This is a genomic window from Spirillospora sp. NPDC049024, from assembly GCF_040649235.1.
Lineage (GTDB): Bacteria > Actinomycetota > Actinomycetes > Streptosporangiales > Streptosporangiaceae > Spirillospora.
The window spans coordinates 466,771-481,292 of record NZ_JBEZFD010000002.1; the positions used below are offsets into that span (position 1 = coordinate 466,771).

Annotated in this window: 17 protein-coding genes and 1 pseudogene; 10 read left to right on the forward strand and 8 right to left on the reverse strand. The window is 71.6% G+C overall.

Translation table 11 applies throughout. The annotated features are described in order from the left end of the window. Positions 1-231: 231 nt before the first annotated feature. Positions 232-741: a peptide-methionine (S)-S-oxide reductase MsrA gene (gene msrA, locus AB0C21_RS04990; protein WP_500202752.1), complete on the forward strand. Its 510-nt coding sequence runs from the start codon at positions 232-234 to the stop codon at positions 739-741. A gap of 154 nt (positions 742-895) precedes the next feature. Here the strand turns inward: msrA and AB0C21_RS04995 are convergent, their stop codons facing one another. Then, on the reverse strand, positions 896-1,429 hold the full coding sequence (locus AB0C21_RS04995; RefSeq protein WP_500202753.1) for a YbhB/YbcL family Raf kinase inhibitor-like protein: 534 nt from the start codon (positions 1,427-1,429) through the stop codon (positions 896-898). 152 nt (positions 1,430-1,581) lie between these two features. Between AB0C21_RS04995 and AB0C21_RS05000 the strand changes: the two genes are divergently transcribed. Further along, positions 1,582-2,277 (forward strand): GntR family transcriptional regulator, encoded by a 696-nt coding sequence (locus AB0C21_RS05000; RefSeq protein WP_500202754.1) that lies wholly within the window; start codon positions 1,582-1,584, stop codon positions 2,275-2,277. Positions 2,278-2,307: 30 nt separating this feature from the next. Here the strand turns inward: AB0C21_RS05000 and AB0C21_RS05005 are convergent, their stop codons facing one another. Genes AB0C21_RS05005 through AB0C21_RS05020 form a run of 4 tightly spaced genes read right to left on the reverse strand, consistent with a single transcriptional unit; the run spans position 2,308 to position 5,829 of the window. Beyond that, the gene (locus AB0C21_RS05005) at positions 2,308-2,526 is read right to left on the reverse strand and encodes a hypothetical protein (RefSeq protein ID WP_500202755.1); all 219 of its coding nucleotides are present in this window, start codon (positions 2,524-2,526) and stop codon (positions 2,308-2,310) included. Further along, positions 2,523-4,103 (reverse strand): pyruvate, phosphate dikinase, encoded by a 1,581-nt coding sequence (locus tag AB0C21_RS05010; RefSeq protein WP_500202756.1) that lies wholly within the window; start codon positions 4,101-4,103, stop codon positions 2,523-2,525. Before AB0C21_RS05010 ends, AB0C21_RS05005 begins: the two co-directional genes overlap by 4 nt. Next, positions 4,100-4,726: a transcriptional regulator gene (locus tag AB0C21_RS05015; RefSeq protein ID WP_500202757.1), complete on the reverse strand. Its 627-nt coding sequence runs from the start codon at positions 4,724-4,726 to the stop codon at positions 4,100-4,102. Before AB0C21_RS05015 ends, AB0C21_RS05010 begins: the two co-directional genes overlap by 4 nt. Continuing rightward, a complete protein-coding gene (locus AB0C21_RS05020) occupies positions 4,723-5,829 on the reverse strand; it encodes a TetR/AcrR family transcriptional regulator (protein ID WP_500202758.1) in 1,107 nt (368 codons plus the stop codon). The genes AB0C21_RS05015 and AB0C21_RS05020 overlap by 4 nt, the downstream gene beginning before the upstream one ends. Positions 5,830-5,955: 126 nt before the next feature. Between AB0C21_RS05020 and AB0C21_RS05025 the strand changes: the two are divergent. From AB0C21_RS05025 to AB0C21_RS05035, 3 genes and pseudogenes are all read left to right on the forward strand, one after another. Then, positions 5,956-6,222, forward strand: a pseudogene (locus AB0C21_RS05025) (ATP-binding cassette domain-containing protein); the annotation flags it as partial. Positions 6,223-6,516: 294 nt separating this feature from the next. Further along, positions 6,517-6,945 carry a hypothetical protein gene (locus tag AB0C21_RS05030; protein WP_500202759.1) on the forward strand — a complete coding sequence of 143 codons (429 nt, stop codon included), beginning with the start codon at positions 6,517-6,519 and terminating at the stop codon, positions 6,943-6,945. A 419-nt stretch (positions 6,946-7,364) separates the two neighbouring features. Continuing rightward, complete coding sequence (locus tag AB0C21_RS05035) at positions 7,365-7,508, forward strand: hypothetical protein (protein WP_500202760.1); 144 nt, start codon at positions 7,365-7,367, stop codon at positions 7,506-7,508. Positions 7,509-7,758: 250 nt separating this feature from the next. Here AB0C21_RS05035 and AB0C21_RS05040 read toward each other — a convergent pair whose 3' ends face one another. Then, positions 7,759-8,724, reverse strand: a complete 966-nt coding sequence (locus AB0C21_RS05040; RefSeq protein ID WP_500202761.1) for a metallophosphoesterase — start codon at positions 8,722-8,724, stop codon at positions 7,759-7,761. A gap of 240 nt (positions 8,725-8,964) precedes the next feature. Between AB0C21_RS05040 and AB0C21_RS05045 the strand changes: the two genes are divergently transcribed. Then, entirely contained in the window at positions 8,965-10,554 is a 1,590-nt protein-coding gene (locus AB0C21_RS05045) for a DUF1254 domain-containing protein (protein WP_500202762.1), read from the forward strand. Positions 10,555-10,565: 11 nt separating this feature from the next. Further along, positions 10,566-11,243, forward strand: a complete 678-nt coding sequence (locus tag AB0C21_RS05050) for a GAP family protein (protein ID WP_500202763.1) — start codon at positions 10,566-10,568, stop codon at positions 11,241-11,243. 15 nt (positions 11,244-11,258) lie between these two features. Here the strand turns inward: AB0C21_RS05050 and AB0C21_RS05055 are convergent, their stop codons facing one another. Further along, positions 11,259-11,738, reverse strand: coding sequence for a MarR family winged helix-turn-helix transcriptional regulator (locus AB0C21_RS05055; protein ID WP_500202764.1), 480 nt, complete (start codon positions 11,736-11,738; stop codon positions 11,259-11,261). Positions 11,739-11,817: 79 nt separating this feature from the next. Between AB0C21_RS05055 and AB0C21_RS05060 the strand changes: the two genes are divergently transcribed. From AB0C21_RS05060 to AB0C21_RS05070, 3 genes are all read left to right on the forward strand, one after another. Next, positions 11,818-12,705, forward strand: coding sequence for an alpha/beta fold hydrolase (locus AB0C21_RS05060; protein WP_500202765.1), 888 nt, complete (start codon positions 11,818-11,820; stop codon positions 12,703-12,705). A 103-nt stretch (positions 12,706-12,808) separates the two neighbouring features. Next, the gene (locus AB0C21_RS05065) at positions 12,809-13,750 is read left to right on the forward strand and encodes a hypothetical protein (protein WP_500202766.1); all 942 of its coding nucleotides are present in this window, start codon (positions 12,809-12,811) and stop codon (positions 13,748-13,750) included. Further along, positions 13,750-13,917 carry a hypothetical protein gene (locus AB0C21_RS05070; protein WP_500202767.1) on the forward strand — a complete coding sequence of 56 codons (168 nt, stop codon included), beginning with the start codon at positions 13,750-13,752 and terminating at the stop codon, positions 13,915-13,917. Before AB0C21_RS05065 ends, AB0C21_RS05070 begins: the two co-directional genes overlap by 1 nt. On the opposite strand, the gene AB0C21_RS05075 is transcribed toward AB0C21_RS05070, so the two are convergent. After that, positions 13,918-14,403 carry a hypothetical protein gene (locus AB0C21_RS05075; RefSeq protein WP_500202768.1) on the reverse strand — a complete coding sequence of 162 codons (486 nt, stop codon included), beginning with the start codon at positions 14,401-14,403 and terminating at the stop codon, positions 13,918-13,920. Between the last annotated feature and the right edge of the window lie 119 nt (positions 14,404-14,522).

A 14,522-nucleotide genomic window follows, 5' to 3' on the forward strand; every position in this document is an offset into this window, starting at 1 on the left:
GCAGTCCGCAGCGCAAGTTCCGCCTCGCCGACGACGCCCTGTGGGCCGAGTACGACCAGGCGTGCCGGGACGTCAACGGCAGCGCGGACCGCAGTGACGACATCCGCAAACACGTCGAGGCCGTCGTCGCCGAATGGAAGAAGCGGCGCGAGGCGAGCTGAGCGGCGCGGAATAGCGCCGAGGCGATGACCGCTGTAGTCATCGACAAAGGAGACGAGGGGGACGAAGAACATGGCAACCGAGAGGGCCCTGCTCGCGGGCGGCTGCTTCTGGGGGATGGAGGAGCTGTTCCGCCGGCAGCCCGGAGTGGTCTCCACGCGCGTCGGCTACAGCGGCGGCGACGTGCCCAACGCCACCTACCGCGACCACGGGTCCCACGCCGAGACCATCGAGGTCGTCTACGACACCGGCCAGACCGACTTCCGGGCGCTGCTGGAGTTCTTCTTCCAGATCCACGACCCCACGACCGTGAACCGGCAGGGCAACGACATCGGCACGAGCTACCGCTCCGCGATCTTCTACACCTCGGAGGAGCAGCGGAAGGTCGCCGAGGACACCATCGCCGACGTCGACGCGTCCGGCCTGTGGCCGGGCAAGGTCGTCACCGAGGTGTCCGCCGCCGGCGACTTCTGGGAAGCCGAGCCCGAGCACCAGGACTACCTGCAGAAGTACCCGAACGGCTACACCTGCCACTTCCCCCGCCCCGGCTGGAAGCTGCCCAAGCGGACCGCCGAAGCCTGACACAGCGGACGGCGCGGGCATCAGCACGCGCCGTCCCCGCGCTGTGCCGGCGACTACAACAACGTTGAGCCGCCTGCGGCTGCCCCGTGCCTCGATGTGGTGAGGGTGGCTCTCGACCACTCTCGCGGTCGAGAGCCACCCTCACTGCCGTTCATCAGGCGGCGGTCTCGGCGGTGGCGGTCAGGACCGCGCGGCCGAGGATGTGGCCGGTCATGGTGAAGCCGAGGAGGGCGGGGGTGGCGTCGGCCGGGACGCCGACCGAGGCGACGTCGAGGGCGTGCACCACGACGAAGTAGCGGTGCGGGCCGTGCCCGGCCGGAGGCGCGGCGCCGATGTAGCGGGCCGCGCGGGCGTCGTTGGGCAACTGGAAGGCGCCTTCGGGCAGGCCGGAGCCGGTGTCGTCGCCGGCGCCCTCGGGCAGTTCGGTGACTTCGGCGGGGATGTCGGCGACCGCCCAGTGCCAGAACCCCGACCCGGTGGGGGCGTCGGGGTCGTAGACGGTGACGGCGTAGCTCTTGGTGCCTTCCGGGGCACCGCTCCAGGACAGCTGCGGTGAGAGGTCCTTGCCGCCGGGGACGCCCGAGGAGAACTGCTCGGGCGGCCAGACGCCACCGTCGGCGACGGCGGTGCTGGTCACGGAGAAGGACGCCGCCTCGGGGAGGCGGGCGAAGGGGTCGTTGGCGCTCATGTCGCGTCTTCCTTTCGAATCGTGACGGGCGGCGGAGATGCGGTCGACGACGGCCGGCAGCACGCGGCCGCGACGGCGCCGCCGTCCGTCCGCTGTGAATCGACCATAACACTAATAATCGATTATCTTCCGAATCGTCTATGCTGGCGTCCATGAGTCAGCCGCTCCACACCCCGCCCCCGTCGGGGAAGCAGATGCTCTCCGAGCAGGTCCACGCGCACCTGCGGGACGCGATCATGCATGGCCGGCACGCCCCCGGGGCCGCCCTCAAACCGCAGGACCTGGCCAAACAGCAGGGGGTGAGCCTGGCGGTCGTGCGCGAGGCGCTCGTGCGGCTGGTCGGCGAGGGGCTGGCCGAGCGGCTGCCCAACCGCGGCTTCGCCGTCCCGGCCTTCTCCGCCCTCCGCTGGCAGCAGATCGCGGAGGCCCGCCGGACGATCGAGCCGGTCATGCTGCGCATGTCCATCGAGCGCGGTGACGTCGACTGGGAGGCCCGCCTGCGCGCCGCCCATCACCGGCTGGCCCGCACCCCGACGCACGTGCCGGAGGAGGGCGAGTACTACAGCGACGCCTGGGCCGAGGCCCACCGGGTCTTCCACCGCACCCTGCTGGACGGGTGCGGCAACCCCGTCCTGCTGGAGACCTTCGACCGGCTGTGGACGGCGAGCGAACTGGCGCGCCGCCTGTCGGCGCTCCGCGCTCCCGGCCGGGACGCCGTTGGCGAGCACCGCAGGCTGGAGGAGGCGGCACTGGCCCGCGACGCCGACACAGCGGCCGAGGTCCTGACCCAGCACCTCACCCTGACCGCCGCCGGCCTGACCGACCACAACGCCGCCGTACCCATCTGACGAATGCCCGGTGGGTCTCGGCTCGCGTCCTCAGGGCTGGTGTGAGAGGCGGGTGGGGCGGGCGGCGGTGCGGGCGTCCAGTACCGCAAGGCGCTCGCGCCAAGCCTCGGCGGCCTGCCGCCCAGCGCGGGCGGCGTAGCGGTGGGTGAGGTGCTCGATCGCCGTCATGACGAGCGGGTCGTCGGCGTCGGCGGCCGTGCCGGTGTAGGGCCTGCCCGGCGGCATCGCCGAGCTCCTCCGCGTGATCATCCTTGGAGTGTGCGGCCCAATGCGGCGTGGGCCGCTTTGAGGCGTCGGGCCTCGTCGCGTTCGGTGTGGTCGCCCGATACCTCGTCCGCCCATGACAGCAGTCGGCGCAGACGCGGGTCGGCCGTGCCGGTGGTGGTCGGGGGGCTGCCGAGGGCCACCGTCCCGCTGCTCCCGTCGATGGTGACCAGGGTGCCTTCGCCGATGGTGCGTCCACCGGCCGTCACCGAGGCGCCGGCGTCGATCTCCAGGTCGGCGATGCCGACGACGGCGGGCTTGTGCATCGCTCGGGCGACGACCGCGGCGTGGCTGGCCGGCCCGCCGAGAGCGGTGACGATGCCCGCGGCCGCGGCCAGGCCGCGCATGTCGTGCGGGGAGGTCTCCGGGCGTACCAGGACGACGGGACCGTCGGCGGCCATCCGTACCGCCGCTTCCGTCGTGGTGGCGACCCTGCCAGTGGCGACGCCGGGACAGGCTCCCACCCCCCGGGCGAGCACGTCGGTCTGCGCGGAGGCCGCGACGCGCGGTGTACGGACGTGCTCGAGATGGTGCGGTGAGACACGACGCAGCGCTTCGCGGCGGCTGATCAGGTGCTCGTCGGCCAGGTCGGTCGCGACGCCCACGCCGGCGGCGCCGCCGTACCGGCAGGGCCGGACCTGCAGCAGCCACAACTCGCCGGCCTGGAAGGTGAACTCGACGTAGCAGGCGTCGCGGTAGTGCCGCTCCAGCCGGGCCAGGGCAGCGGTCAGGGCGGCCCACACGGCCGGTTCCCGCGAGTGGAGTTCGTGCAGGGGCCGAGCCGCCGATCGGCCCGAGACGACGTCCTCGCCCTGGCGACAGAACAGGACGTCACCGAACGGGACGTTCCTCCCCGTGTTGGGGTCGCGGCTGAAGGCCACTCCGGAGCCGCTGCGCTCGTCGCGGTTCCCGAACACCATGGCCTGCACGATCACGGCGGTGCCGAGGTCGTGCGGGATGCCGTGGAGCTCACGGTAGGTCCGCGCGCGCGGGGCTTCCCACGACGAGAACACGGTCTCGACCGCCAACTCCAGTTGCCGGAACGCATCGTCCGGAATCGTCTCCCCGCGCGGCCGCCGGTCCGCCCTGGTCGCGCGCACCGCCCCACCGAGGCGCCCGGCGGCGCCGCTGTCGGCGAGCGCGGAGGCGAATCCGGACCGGAACCGCAGCCGCGAGTCGCGGGCGAACCGCTCGTCGCCGGTCTCGGCCGCGAGCGCCTGCGCAGCTCCGGTCGTGAGACCGAGGTTGAGGATGGTGTTCATCATGCCGGGCATCGACACGCTCGCCCCCGAGCGGACCGATACGGCCAGCGGCGTCCGGTCACCGCCGAAACGTCGTCCCGTCGCGGCCTCCAGGGCGCTCATCGCGGCCGCGAGTTCGGTGTCGAGCCCGGCGGGCAGGCTTCCTTCGCTGAGGAAGGCCCGGCATGCCTCGGTGGTGACGACGAATGCGGCGGGCACCGGTAGTTCCAAGCGGTGCAGTGACACCAGACCGTGTGCTTTGGCGCCCAGCGTCTCGGCGGGGTCCTCGACCTCGGCGGAGATCTGGCGGATCCATTTCACCGGGGGACCCCGAGGGTGGCGAGCAGGTCTTCGTGCAGCTCGGCCCACACGGTGTGGTACGACGCGATGTGGTCGGCCACGTACTCCAGCTGCCCCGAGGCGGCACGGGCGAGGGCGTCGGCAAGGCGTTCCCGATAGAGGCCGAAGCGCGGCACCACCGCCGCCAGGTCGGCGCAGACGGCCGCGGCCCGCTCGTCCAGATCGGCGAACCGGCCGAGGACACGGGCGTCGTAGGCGGGATCACCGTGGTCGTTGACGGTCGTGACGCCGTCGACAGGCCTCAGCTGCCAGGCCGTGCAGAGGTCCAGGAGCTCCGGGTTGAGCACCATGAACCGCTCGTACGCCCCGGCCACGGCCGCGCGGGCGCCGTCCGATCGGAGCTGCGCGGTGATGCGCTCGCCGGCGGCGAGGCGTCCGGCGTCCGTCAGCCCCCAGGCGCTGAACACACCGGACTCGTAGGCGACGAGCCCGGCGACCGCGAGGTCGATCAGCTCGGACTCGACCGCGGACTCGTCCATACCGGTGGCGGCCGCCAGGCGGGCGGTGCCCGTGTGGCCGCAGCAGCGCAGGGCGTGCAGCACCAGCAGGTCGCCGTCGGTCGAAGAAGGTCCCGGCGAGGTCACGTTCCCGCCTCCCGCGACGTCGCGCGCACGGTGCCGGCGGTGGCGGCCGCGTGGGCGGCTCCCCGGCCGTGGGCCCGGGCGACGATCGCCCCGGCCTGGATCCGCACCGCGGCCTCGGTCGTGTCGTCGGTGCCGGCCAGGCCGATGGACGTCGCCACGGCGTCCGCGTCGTCGCCGATGACCAGCCGGAAGCGCCGCCAGATCTCGGTGGGGAACACGCGGCGCAGGCAGGAGGCGAGGTCGGCGATTCTCAGCCGGAGGAGAAGTCCCGTCTCGTCGGGGTCACTGGTGACGACGGCCACCGTGACCCGTTCGCCGGACCGAGCCGACCGGACGGCGTCCTCGGCCGCCTCCATCCGGTGTGCGCCCACCACGCTCACCAGCCCGTCGGCGCGGAGGTCGATGCGATCGCCGGTGAGCCGATCGGTGAGTCCCCCCGGCGGGGACCAGACGTCGCGGCTGGTACGAGCGGGCTTGACGAAGGGCAGGTACGGCGGCGCCCAGGTGTCGGCCAGGGGCAGGCCGGCCAGATGCTCGCAGGCGCGGGCCCGGTCGAAGGGGTCGCCGAAACCGGGTGCCATCTCCGCGAGCAGGGCGGATCCGCCCAGCAACGTCAGTGCCAGCTCGGCGAGCCGGACCTGCCGCGATGCGGAGCCGTTCCGTCCGCAGCTCTCCAGCCCGATGGCCAGCAGCAGCGCCTCCAGCCGGGCGATCTGTGCCAGCACGGTGCGGCTCTGCTCGTCATCGACGACCTCCGCCAGTGAGCGCAGCCGCAGGCGGCCTTCCGGCGCCGTGTCGCCCGTCAGCGGCAACCGCTCCAACCACGCCCGGGCGAACGAGCCGAGCGCATCGCCCGCGGACTCCGGCCGTTGCGGAGGCTCCGCGACGTCGGTGCCTTCGACCATCTCGATCAGCACCGCCAGGTACAGCGCCCGCTTGCCGGGAAAGTTGGAGTAGACGGCCCCCCGGGTCAACTGCGCCCGCGACGCGATCTGGTCGATCTTCGCCCCCGCGTAGCCCTGCTCGATGAACTCCTGCCTGGCCGCCGCCAGCACCGACGCGCGTGTGCGTGCCTGCTGTTGGACCCGCGTCAGCCGGGCCATCGCCACCACTCCCACAACTCCACGAGGCTCCAAGATACTCACATCATCCGAATGATGGCACCATCTGAACTCCGGTCGTCCTTCCGGGACCGAGGGGGGACGCGACCGCGAGAGGAGGGCAGGCGCGTGGAGGAATACGCGTTCCAGACCGAAGGACTGGTCAAGAGGTTCGGGAGCACCACGGCCCTGGCCGGGGTCGATCTGCACGCGCGCCCCGGAACGGTGCTGGGCGTGCTGGGACCGAATGGTGCGGGCAAGACCACGGCGATCCGTGTCCTGGCGACGCTGACGGACCCCGACGAGGGCATCGCGCGCGTCGGTGGACTCGACGTCGTCCAGGACGCCGCCGCGGTCCGGCCGCTCATCGGGCTGGCCGGCCAGTACGCCGCACTCTGCTCACCGGCACCCCGGCCCACGACTCCGTACCCCTGACCCTCATCTGGTCGGCGACGACCCTCATCGTCTTCTGCCCCATGGCCATCGCCACCTACAACCGCAAACGCTGATCTGGGCGTTGGGCGCGGGAGCACGCTGGGGGCGACGGAGAAGAGTTCTTAAACCACCGTAAACGCGGTGCAACGTGGTGATTGTGGCGCTGATGCCATGGGTAGGCGGCCCTAGCGGACTCGCAGACAGCAGGCCCGTCTTCGGACGATGAGAGGCCGAGATCCTCTCCAGGAGGCCGATATGGCAGCGCCCCAAAAAGCCAGGACCACGACCACCACCACGCGTAGTCGTGCGCCGCAGAAGGAGAAGCCCCAGACCAAGGGCCGGGCCGCCCCTGCGAGGCGGCCCGCGGCGAAGAAGAGCACCGAAAAGGCGCACCGGACGGTCAGCGTCCCTCTCGTCGCCCCGCACTTCACCGTCCACAAGGTGGACGTGCCGGCGCCGACCCTTCCGGTGAGCGGCGACGACATGGTGACGGCGGGCAAGACCGTGACCTCGTTCATTCGGCCGCCGGGCCGGCTGGTCTACTACGCCGGGCTGGGCGCCCTGGCCGCGTTCGGTGTCGTGGAATGGCCGGTTGCCGCAGCGATCGGAGTCGGGGTCGCTGTCGCGAAGCGGGCACGCCGCTCCGACGAGCAGCGGCATGAGCAGACGGGGCGCAGGCAGTAGGAGGACGGTCGGCTGGTTGATGCCCCCCGGACAACGGCACCACGACCTGGCCACACGCCGTCACCGGCGACCCGATGACCAGGCATCGCGTTGATCGAGAGGTTGACCGAGGCGTCATGCACGCCGCCCGGACGAGCTGCGGCTGACCGCCCGGGACCATCACCGACCCACTGCTTCGGCTATCGGTTGCTGCTTCCCGATGGCTGGGCCATCGCCGCCCTCGGATCCGCAGGGCGTGCCCGCTGCCGGCGGTCCCGCCCACACGGTCGCCCGGCCATCGGCGCCCGCCCCCCGCACAAGGCATTAACCGGTCATGGGCCAATGTTCACCTTCTGGCCAAGTTCTGGTTCCCCAAGGGAAGCCGTAACCCGGCATAACGGACAAAAGGTAATCTTTCGTCTTCCTGTTGGAGAACTTCGATGTCGGACCTCCTCGCCAGCATCCTCGCCAAGGCTCTCGTCGCGGCTGTCGAGGCCCTCCTCACGCGCCTGCTCGTGCAGTTTGTGCAGACGGCACGCCAGCGCCGCAACCCAGCGGGCAATGTGATGCCCGCCCTGGCCTGAGCGAGATCTCGCCGACCGCGGTAGCCCGCCGTGCCGCCCAGGCGGCGTCGAACATCCCAGTACCCGAACCCGAGCCGGGCCAGCCCGCGGTGCCGCCGCCACCAGCGCAAGCCCCAGGGGCACGGCGGCGACTGATACGCCGCATCCCCGGTGCATGACCGCACCGGGGACGCGGACGCCGGGTGTGCGCACGGTCGAGAGAGCAGCGGGGCAGGATCGCCGAGCCGGAAGCGCGCGCGTGGAGGAGGAGTCAGCCGGCGGGGACCGTCTGGGGCTCCCAGGTGAACACCTTCGGGTCGTTCCGGTCGGCCGTGACGCGGAGCCACTGGGAAGCAGTGGACCCGAAGGTCTCCAGGCGCGTCAGGTTGGGGACCCCGGCGTACGCGGGCTCCACCTCATAGTGGTGCTCGTCGCCATGGACCAGCAGCACCGGCTTTCCGTACGCCCTGGAGCGCTGGACGATCCGCTCCCTGATCTCGGCGAATCCGGGCGACGCCGTCGGCTCGGCCTGCATCATCAGCAGCACTCCAGGGGCGTGGGTGCGGCTCGCCTTGGCGAAGGTGGTGTCGATCCAGTCCAGGGCGGCGGCCTTGCGGGCCTCGAACTCGGCCAGCCGCGGCGCGGGCCGGTCGCCGCCGGGCAGGTCCGCCCACGGCTCCAGGTCGTTCTCGCTGCCGACGACATGCAGGGTGGAGAACACCACCCGGTCGCGGCTGAACATCACGTTCTCGCGGTAGGCGCGGTGCCGGGGGTCGGTGGCCTGGCTGGACACGCCCATCGGCCGGCGGCCCAGGGTCCTGCCCGCCACGGGGTAGAAGACCTTGCGGACCTTGTCGAGGCGTTCGGTCGGCAGGTAGCCGCCGGCGGCGGTGCGGTGGCAGTCGGTCCACTCGTTGTCGCCGGGCGTCAAGACGAACGGGGCCTGGAAGGTGCCGAACAGCCCGGCCAGATCCGCGAACCGGGCGTCGTCGCACGTGGACGAGCCGTTCTTGACATCGCCCGCATGCAGGACGAACCGGATCTTCCTGTCGTCGTTCACGTCCGAGACCAGCGCCGGGAAGGCGGCTCGCTGGGCGTCGCCGTAGGGCGTGTCACCGAGCAGGGCGAACGTGACCGGACGGCCGCGGTCGGCCTGAGCCTCGGCGGTGCCCGGTACGACCAGTCCGACGGCGGCGGCGGCCGCCATGACCTGCGCCGCCCATAGGAATTTTTTCATGGGGAATTCTCTGCGCGTCCGAACCAACGCACCATGACCGGCGAATGGCCCGGCGACGACGGCCGGCCGACACGGCGGCGCCGCGGCGCCCGCGACGACGGGTGGCCCTGTCCACGGCGGCGATCGTTCATCTTTCGGCCAGCGAGAAACCAATGACTCAGGACACTGCGTTTGGTGATGGTTCGCGGCAGGTACGGCTCGTGGGCGAGGGGAGCCCTCTCCCGAGAACGGAGCGATGCTTTGCAGCAAGCCGGACGGATCCCGCCCCAGGTCCTGGAGTCGCTCTCGACGCCCGAGCGGGTGGAGACGCGTCTGGGCACTCTGGAATTCCCGCTGGGCATGCCCACCGACGAGACCGCCGACCGCGTCTACGACCATCTGGACCATGTGCACGCCGTCGGAGCGTTCCTGGACGCGTACTCCGGGGTCAACGTGTGGGCGGCGCGCAAGGGCTTCCTCGAGGCCGGGATCAGGGACCACGACGTCCTGCTCTTCTCGGAGTTCATGGATTCCGAGACGCTCGTGCTGACAGGGAACGCGGACACCGTCTATTTCGTGACGTTTCTCGACCTGACTGAGGGCCCGCTGGTAGTGGAAATGCCGCCCCTCTCCCTGTGCTTCGTCAATGACATGTGGTTCCGCTGGGTCGCGGACCCCGGTATGGCCGGGCCGGATCGCGGGGCCGGCGGCAAATACCTCTTCCTCCCGCCCGGTTATGAGGGCCCCCTTCCGCAGGGCGGCTACTTCACCCAGCCGACCCGCACCACGCGGCTTCTCCTGGGCGGGCGGGCATTCCTGGAGGGGGACGACCCGAAGCCGGCGGTCGCGCGCATCAAGGACGGGCTGCGCATCCACCGCTACGCCCCCGGATTCTTCGGAACCGGCATCGGGGAGATCGTCACCGGGGGCACGGCCCAGCCGTCGCCGTGGACCGCTCAGACGTGGACCGCCGCGCTCCGCAGGCCCGACCCGCCGCGCTTCGTCGAGGGCACCGGGTTCGCCGTGAACACGGTCCCACCCGCGGACGCGACCTACTTCGACCTCGCGAGCGAGCTCGTGCACGACCAGCCGGCCGAGGCGCTCGATCCCGAGATCGCCGGTGCTCTGGCCGCCCTTGGGATCGCCAAGGACCGGCCCTTCCAGCCGGATTCGCGGATGCGCGGAATCCTCGCCGAGGCGGCCGCGGTGGGGAACGCGACGGCCCGTACCCTCGCCTGCCGCCCGCGCCCGGAGGAGGGGGCGCACTTCTACGGCGCGTCCTCCCAGTGGGTCAACGGCCTGCTCGTGTCCGGCTACGACTTCATGACCCCGCCTCCGGACATCACCGACCGGGGCGTCGAGCTCCGTCCGAGCGACGGCGCCCGCAAGCTGAACCTGCGGACCTGGTGGTGGTACCTGGGCGTGGGCATCAGCCCGGCGTTCACCGCACCGTTGCCCGGCATCGGCTCGCAGTACCTGTTCGCCTTCGCGGACCGGCATGGCCGGGCACTCGACGGGGGCGGGCACTACCGCCTGGTGCTCCCGCCGGACATCCCCGCCGCCCGTTTCTGGTCGTGCACCGTCTACGACAACCAGACCCGCTCGATGCTCTCCACACCGCAACGCTTCCCCCGGGCCGGCAGCCAGGACTATCCCACCCCGGCGGCGGCCGCCGCCGCGGACGGCACGACCACGGTGCACTTCGGGTCCGACCGGCCCGACGGCGTGCCGGAGGGCAACTGGATCCAGACCGTGCCGGGCAAGGGATGGTTCGTGGTCCTGCGGCTCTACAGCCCTCTGCCGCCGTTCTTCGACAAGACCTGGCGGCCGGGCGAGGTCGAGCCGACGTGAGGTAGACGGCCGTGGGCGAGGCGATCGGTCAGGTTCTGTCGTACGGCGTCGGGGTGGCCCTGAGCCCGTTTCCGATCATCGGTGTGGTGCTGATGCTCGCGACTCCCAGGGCGCGGTCCAACGGGCCGGCGCTGCTCCTGGGCTGGATCCTGGGGCTGTCCCTGGTCGGCACGGTCGTGCTGCTGGTGTCGGGCGGCGCGGGCCCGAGCGAGCAGGGGCAGCCGGCCGAGTGGGCCAGCGCGCTCGATCTCGCGCTCGGCGTGCTGCTGCTGTGGGTGGCGGTGAAGGAGTGGCGCGGCCGGCCGCGCGGCGACGAGGAGGTGTCGCTGCCGAAGTGGCTGCACGCGGTCGACTCGTTCACCCCCGTCAAGGCGGGGGCACTCGGGATCGCGCTGTCCGCCGTCAACCCGAAGAACCTGCTGCTCGTGATCGCCGCGGCGGCGGCGATCGCGCGCACGGACGTCTCGGCCGGCGCGCAGGCCGCGGCGCTCGCGGTCTTCGTCGTGATCGGGGCGCTCGGGACCGGAGCGCCGGTCGTGCTCTACTTCGCGCTCAAGGAGCGCTCCGAGCACATCCTCGACGGCCTCAAGCTCTGGATGGAGCGGAACAACTCGGCGATCATGACGGTGATCTGCCTGATCCTCGCCGCGAAGCTGGTGGGCGGCGCCATCAGCGATCTCTCCTCCTGACGAGGCCGAGCATGCTCAGGCCGGCTCGCCGACGTCGCGGGCGATCCACGCCGGCGTGTCGAAGCGGACCGGCTGCGCGCCCGCCAGCGCCCTGAGGTGGTCTTCGAGCCGCTCCAGCTCGGCCGCGCCGATGCGCTGCGCCCACTGGTCGCGGAGCTCCTCGAAGATCGCCTCGCCCTGGCGCAGCACGTCGAAGCCGAGCTCGGTCACCTGAAGGCGTTTGCGGCGGGCGTCGCGCGGGTCGGTGTCGCGGGTGACGTACCCGCGCTCCTGCAGGACGGCGATGGTCTTCGCGGCCGACTGCTTGGTGATCGACAGGCGGCGGGCCAGCTCCGAGGCGCTGTCGGCGCCGGCGGCGATGGCCCGTATGGCGAAGTCGTGGACAGGACGCACGTCCTCGTGGCCGCGGTCGGCCAGCTCGGCGGTGGCGGTGTCCACGAGCGTGCGGAAGCCCCCGAGCAGCAGCAGCGCGAGATCAGCGCCAGAACGAGACATGCGAGAAGGATATGACCGTGGACAAAAGACAGCCTGGCTGGCTATATTGGACAGCCAGGCTGTCGAAATGAGGAGAGACATGGCCACCGCACCGGCGGGCCTCACGGTCCCCGAGATCACCCACCACCGCGCCCACGTCAACGGAACGACCCTGCATTACGCCGCCGCCGGGACCGCCGGGTCCCCGGTCCTGCTGGTCCACGGGTTCCCCGAGACATGGCGGGCCTTCCGCAAGCTCATCCCCCTGCTCGCCGTCGGCCACCGGGTCTTCGCCGTGGACCTGCGCGGCTTCGGTGACTCCGACACCGCGCCGGGCGACTACGACAGCAGGACCTCGACCGAGGACCTGCACCAGCTGATCGCGCACCTCGGCCTCGGCCCGGTCCACCTGACCGGGCAGGACATCAGCGGGGCGACGGTCTTCCGGTTGGCCGCCACCCACCCGGAGGACGTGCTCAGCCTCACCGCGATCGAGACGGGCCTGCCCGGCTTCGGCTGGGAGATGCTGGCCGACGTCGCTCACGGCGGGGCCTGGCACATCGGTGTCCTCGCCGCGCCCGGCATACCCGAGATGCTCCTGGCGGGCCGCGAGCGCGAGTTCCTCGCGCAGTACGCGTTCCCGTCCATGACCGCCGTCCCGGGTGCGGTCACCGATGCCGACATCGACGACTTCGCCCGCGCCTACGCACGCCCGGACGGCTGGCGCGGCGCGACCGGCCTCTACCGGTCGCTGCTTCGAGAAGGGCCCGAGCTCAAGGCGCTCGCCGAGTCCTCCGGGCTTAACGTGCCCGTGCTCGCGGTCGGGGCCGGCGGCGGCGCGTTCACGGCCAGGAGCATGTCCCAGGTCGCGTCAGCAGGAGTCACCTCCGTCCAGCTCGACGGCGTCGGCCACTACGCCGCGATGGAGGCTCCCGAAGAGCTGGCGAAGGCCGTCCTCGACTTCGTCGACGCCATCGACGCCGCCTAGGGCGCGAGCGACGGCGGGTCGGACGTTCCCCGTTGCGCTGATCGAGGATGCGCCGAGAAACGGACCCCTTAGTTCCCGAGGAGGTAAGTGCTTAGATACTCCCGTGACCGTCAGACCCTCGTTCGACCCGCTCATCGCGGCGGAGGACCGCGCCCTGCTGGAGGCGCGGCCTGAGTTGCTGCACCCCGCCGCCGGAGTGCGGCCGTCGGGGCCGGTCGGTGGGCGGACCCCCCGGGATGTGCTCTTCAGCCTTTGGAATGCCCCCTTGTGGGCACTTCTGCCCCTCGTCGTCGCTCCGTTCTACGGGCGCAAGGCTCTGATCGCCGGAGCGATCGGGCAGGTCGTGGCGGGCGCGGTGCTGATCTTCGCGCCCGGCGGCGTCCTCGTCCTGTCGGGAGCGGCCGTGGTCGCGTTCGGTGTGCTGCTGGCCCGGTGCGGTCAGGGCCGTGCCGGTTCCCTCGCGCGGCGGCTCCACGGCTCCTACGTGGTGCCGGGCGACCTCGACACCGCCACGGCCGCTCTGCTCGGGCGGGTCCAGCGGGCGATCCGGGTGGTGCTGACCTCCGAGGTCACCAAGGAGGGCCTGCTCGACGATCTGCGGAACACCGTCACGTTGCCGGCGCAGGAGTGGGAGGTCGCCCAGACCCTTCAGGAGATCAGCCGCTTGTCGGAGGAGCAGCGGACGGCGCGCCTGGCCGGGCAGAGCGCCGAGCTCGCCCAGATGATGGCCCCGCAGGCCAAAGCGCTGAAGCTGGCCACGGCCTCGGTCACCGAGCGCATCGAGGCGATCGAGCGGTACGCCGAGCAGGTGACGGCCGCCGATCGGGCGCTCCTGCAGTGGAAGACCCTGCAGCGCTTGGCCGACAGCAGCGACGCCTACGGCGAACTGCTCGCGCGGACCGTCCGGGACGAGTTGGCGGTCGCGGAGATCGACGGGCTCACCGACGAGGCGAAGAAGCTCGAGGAGGCGCTGCGGCGCAGCGTGGAGAAGGCGCGCAGAACCGGGCTCACGCTGCTGCCCGGCGGGCTGGCGGAGGCGGGCTGATGACGCGTCGGCGCGAGAGCGGCAGGAGCGGCAGGAGCGGCAAGGCCGGGACGCTTCCGGCGCTGTCTCCGGGCGGGGAGGAGCTGTTCGGCCGGATCCCGGTCTGGTTGAACGCCCTCGGCGGGCTGGTACTGATCGTCCTGCTCTGCCTGCTGCTCTTCGCCTGATCACATTTCCCGGATCGCCGCCCGGAGCGGCTCGCCGGTGATCTTCCACCAGGCCCCGGCGAGGATCAGCGTGCCGACGAGCGCGAGCGCGACCCGCCAGCCGGGCAGGCCGCCGTTCTCGAGGATCGGGCCGCGGGCGTGCGGGTCGAACACCCGGTCGACGTGGAGCTTGCCCCAGAAGCCGAGTTTGGATGAGATCGCGCTGGTCCCGCCGATACCGAACCCGGCTTGGAAGACGACTCCGATGGCGCCCATCCCCGCGGCGCAGAGGCCGAAGGCCCCCTGGCCGACCGCGACGGCCCCGATGGCGAGCTGGCCGACGGCGACGACGCCCCGCGCGAATTGGCCGACAGCGATGACACCGGTGGCGATCTGACCGATGGCGATGATCCCGCTGGCTTCCTGCCCGACGGCGAACACGCCGACGGCCCGGGGCCCGACCGCGAGGACCGCCGGGGTGCCGTCCCCCATTGCCACGAGCTGCATGCGGCGAGCATAAGGGATCTCTTACCCGAGCCGGGAGGTATGGGCAGTTCAGGTGGGCCGGTGTGCAGCCTCCAGCGAAACCGGGCGGCTCACCTGCGCTTGCCTTGCTCGTGCTTGCC

What these genes read in the sequence shown, in the direction of transcription:
- AB0C21_RS05070 (WP_500202767.1), top strand. Translation starts at nt 13,750, where the DNA reads ATGACGCGTCGGCGCGAGAGCGGCAGGAGCGGCAGGAGCGGCAAGGCC.
- AB0C21_RS05075 (WP_500202768.1), bottom strand. Translation starts at nt 14,403, where the DNA reads ATGCAGCTCGTGGCAATGGGGGACGGCACCCCGGCGGTCCTCGCGGTC.
- AB0C21_RS05000 (WP_500202754.1), top strand. Translation starts at nt 1,582, where the DNA reads ATGAGTCAGCCGCTCCACACCCCGCCCCCGTCGGGGAAGCAGATGCTC.
- AB0C21_RS05035 (WP_500202760.1), top strand. Translation starts at nt 7,365, where the DNA reads ATGTCGGACCTCCTCGCCAGCATCCTCGCCAAGGCTCTCGTCGCGGCT.
- AB0C21_RS05060 (WP_500202765.1), top strand. Translation starts at nt 11,818, where the DNA reads ATGGCCACCGCACCGGCGGGCCTCACGGTCCCCGAGATCACCCACCAC.
- AB0C21_RS05040 (WP_500202761.1), bottom strand. Translation starts at nt 8,724, where the DNA reads ATGAAAAAATTCCTATGGGCGGCGCAGGTCATGGCGGCCGCCGCCGCC.
- AB0C21_RS04995 (WP_500202753.1), bottom strand. Translation starts at nt 1,429, where the DNA reads ATGAGCGCCAACGACCCCTTCGCCCGCCTCCCCGAGGCGGCGTCCTTC.
- AB0C21_RS05005 (WP_500202755.1), bottom strand. Translation starts at nt 2,526, where the DNA reads ATGATCACGCGGAGGAGCTCGGCGATGCCGCCGGGCAGGCCCTACACC.
- msrA (WP_500202752.1), top strand. Translation starts at nt 232, where the DNA reads ATGGCAACCGAGAGGGCCCTGCTCGCGGGCGGCTGCTTCTGGGGGATG.
- AB0C21_RS05030 (WP_500202759.1), top strand. Translation starts at nt 6,517, where the DNA reads ATGGCAGCGCCCCAAAAAGCCAGGACCACGACCACCACCACGCGTAGT.
- AB0C21_RS05020 (WP_500202758.1), bottom strand. Translation starts at nt 5,829, where the DNA reads ATGGCCCGGCTGACGCGGGTCCAACAGCAGGCACGCACACGCGCGTCG.
- AB0C21_RS05055 (WP_500202764.1), bottom strand. Translation starts at nt 11,738, where the DNA reads ATGTCTCGTTCTGGCGCTGATCTCGCGCTGCTGCTGCTCGGGGGCTTC.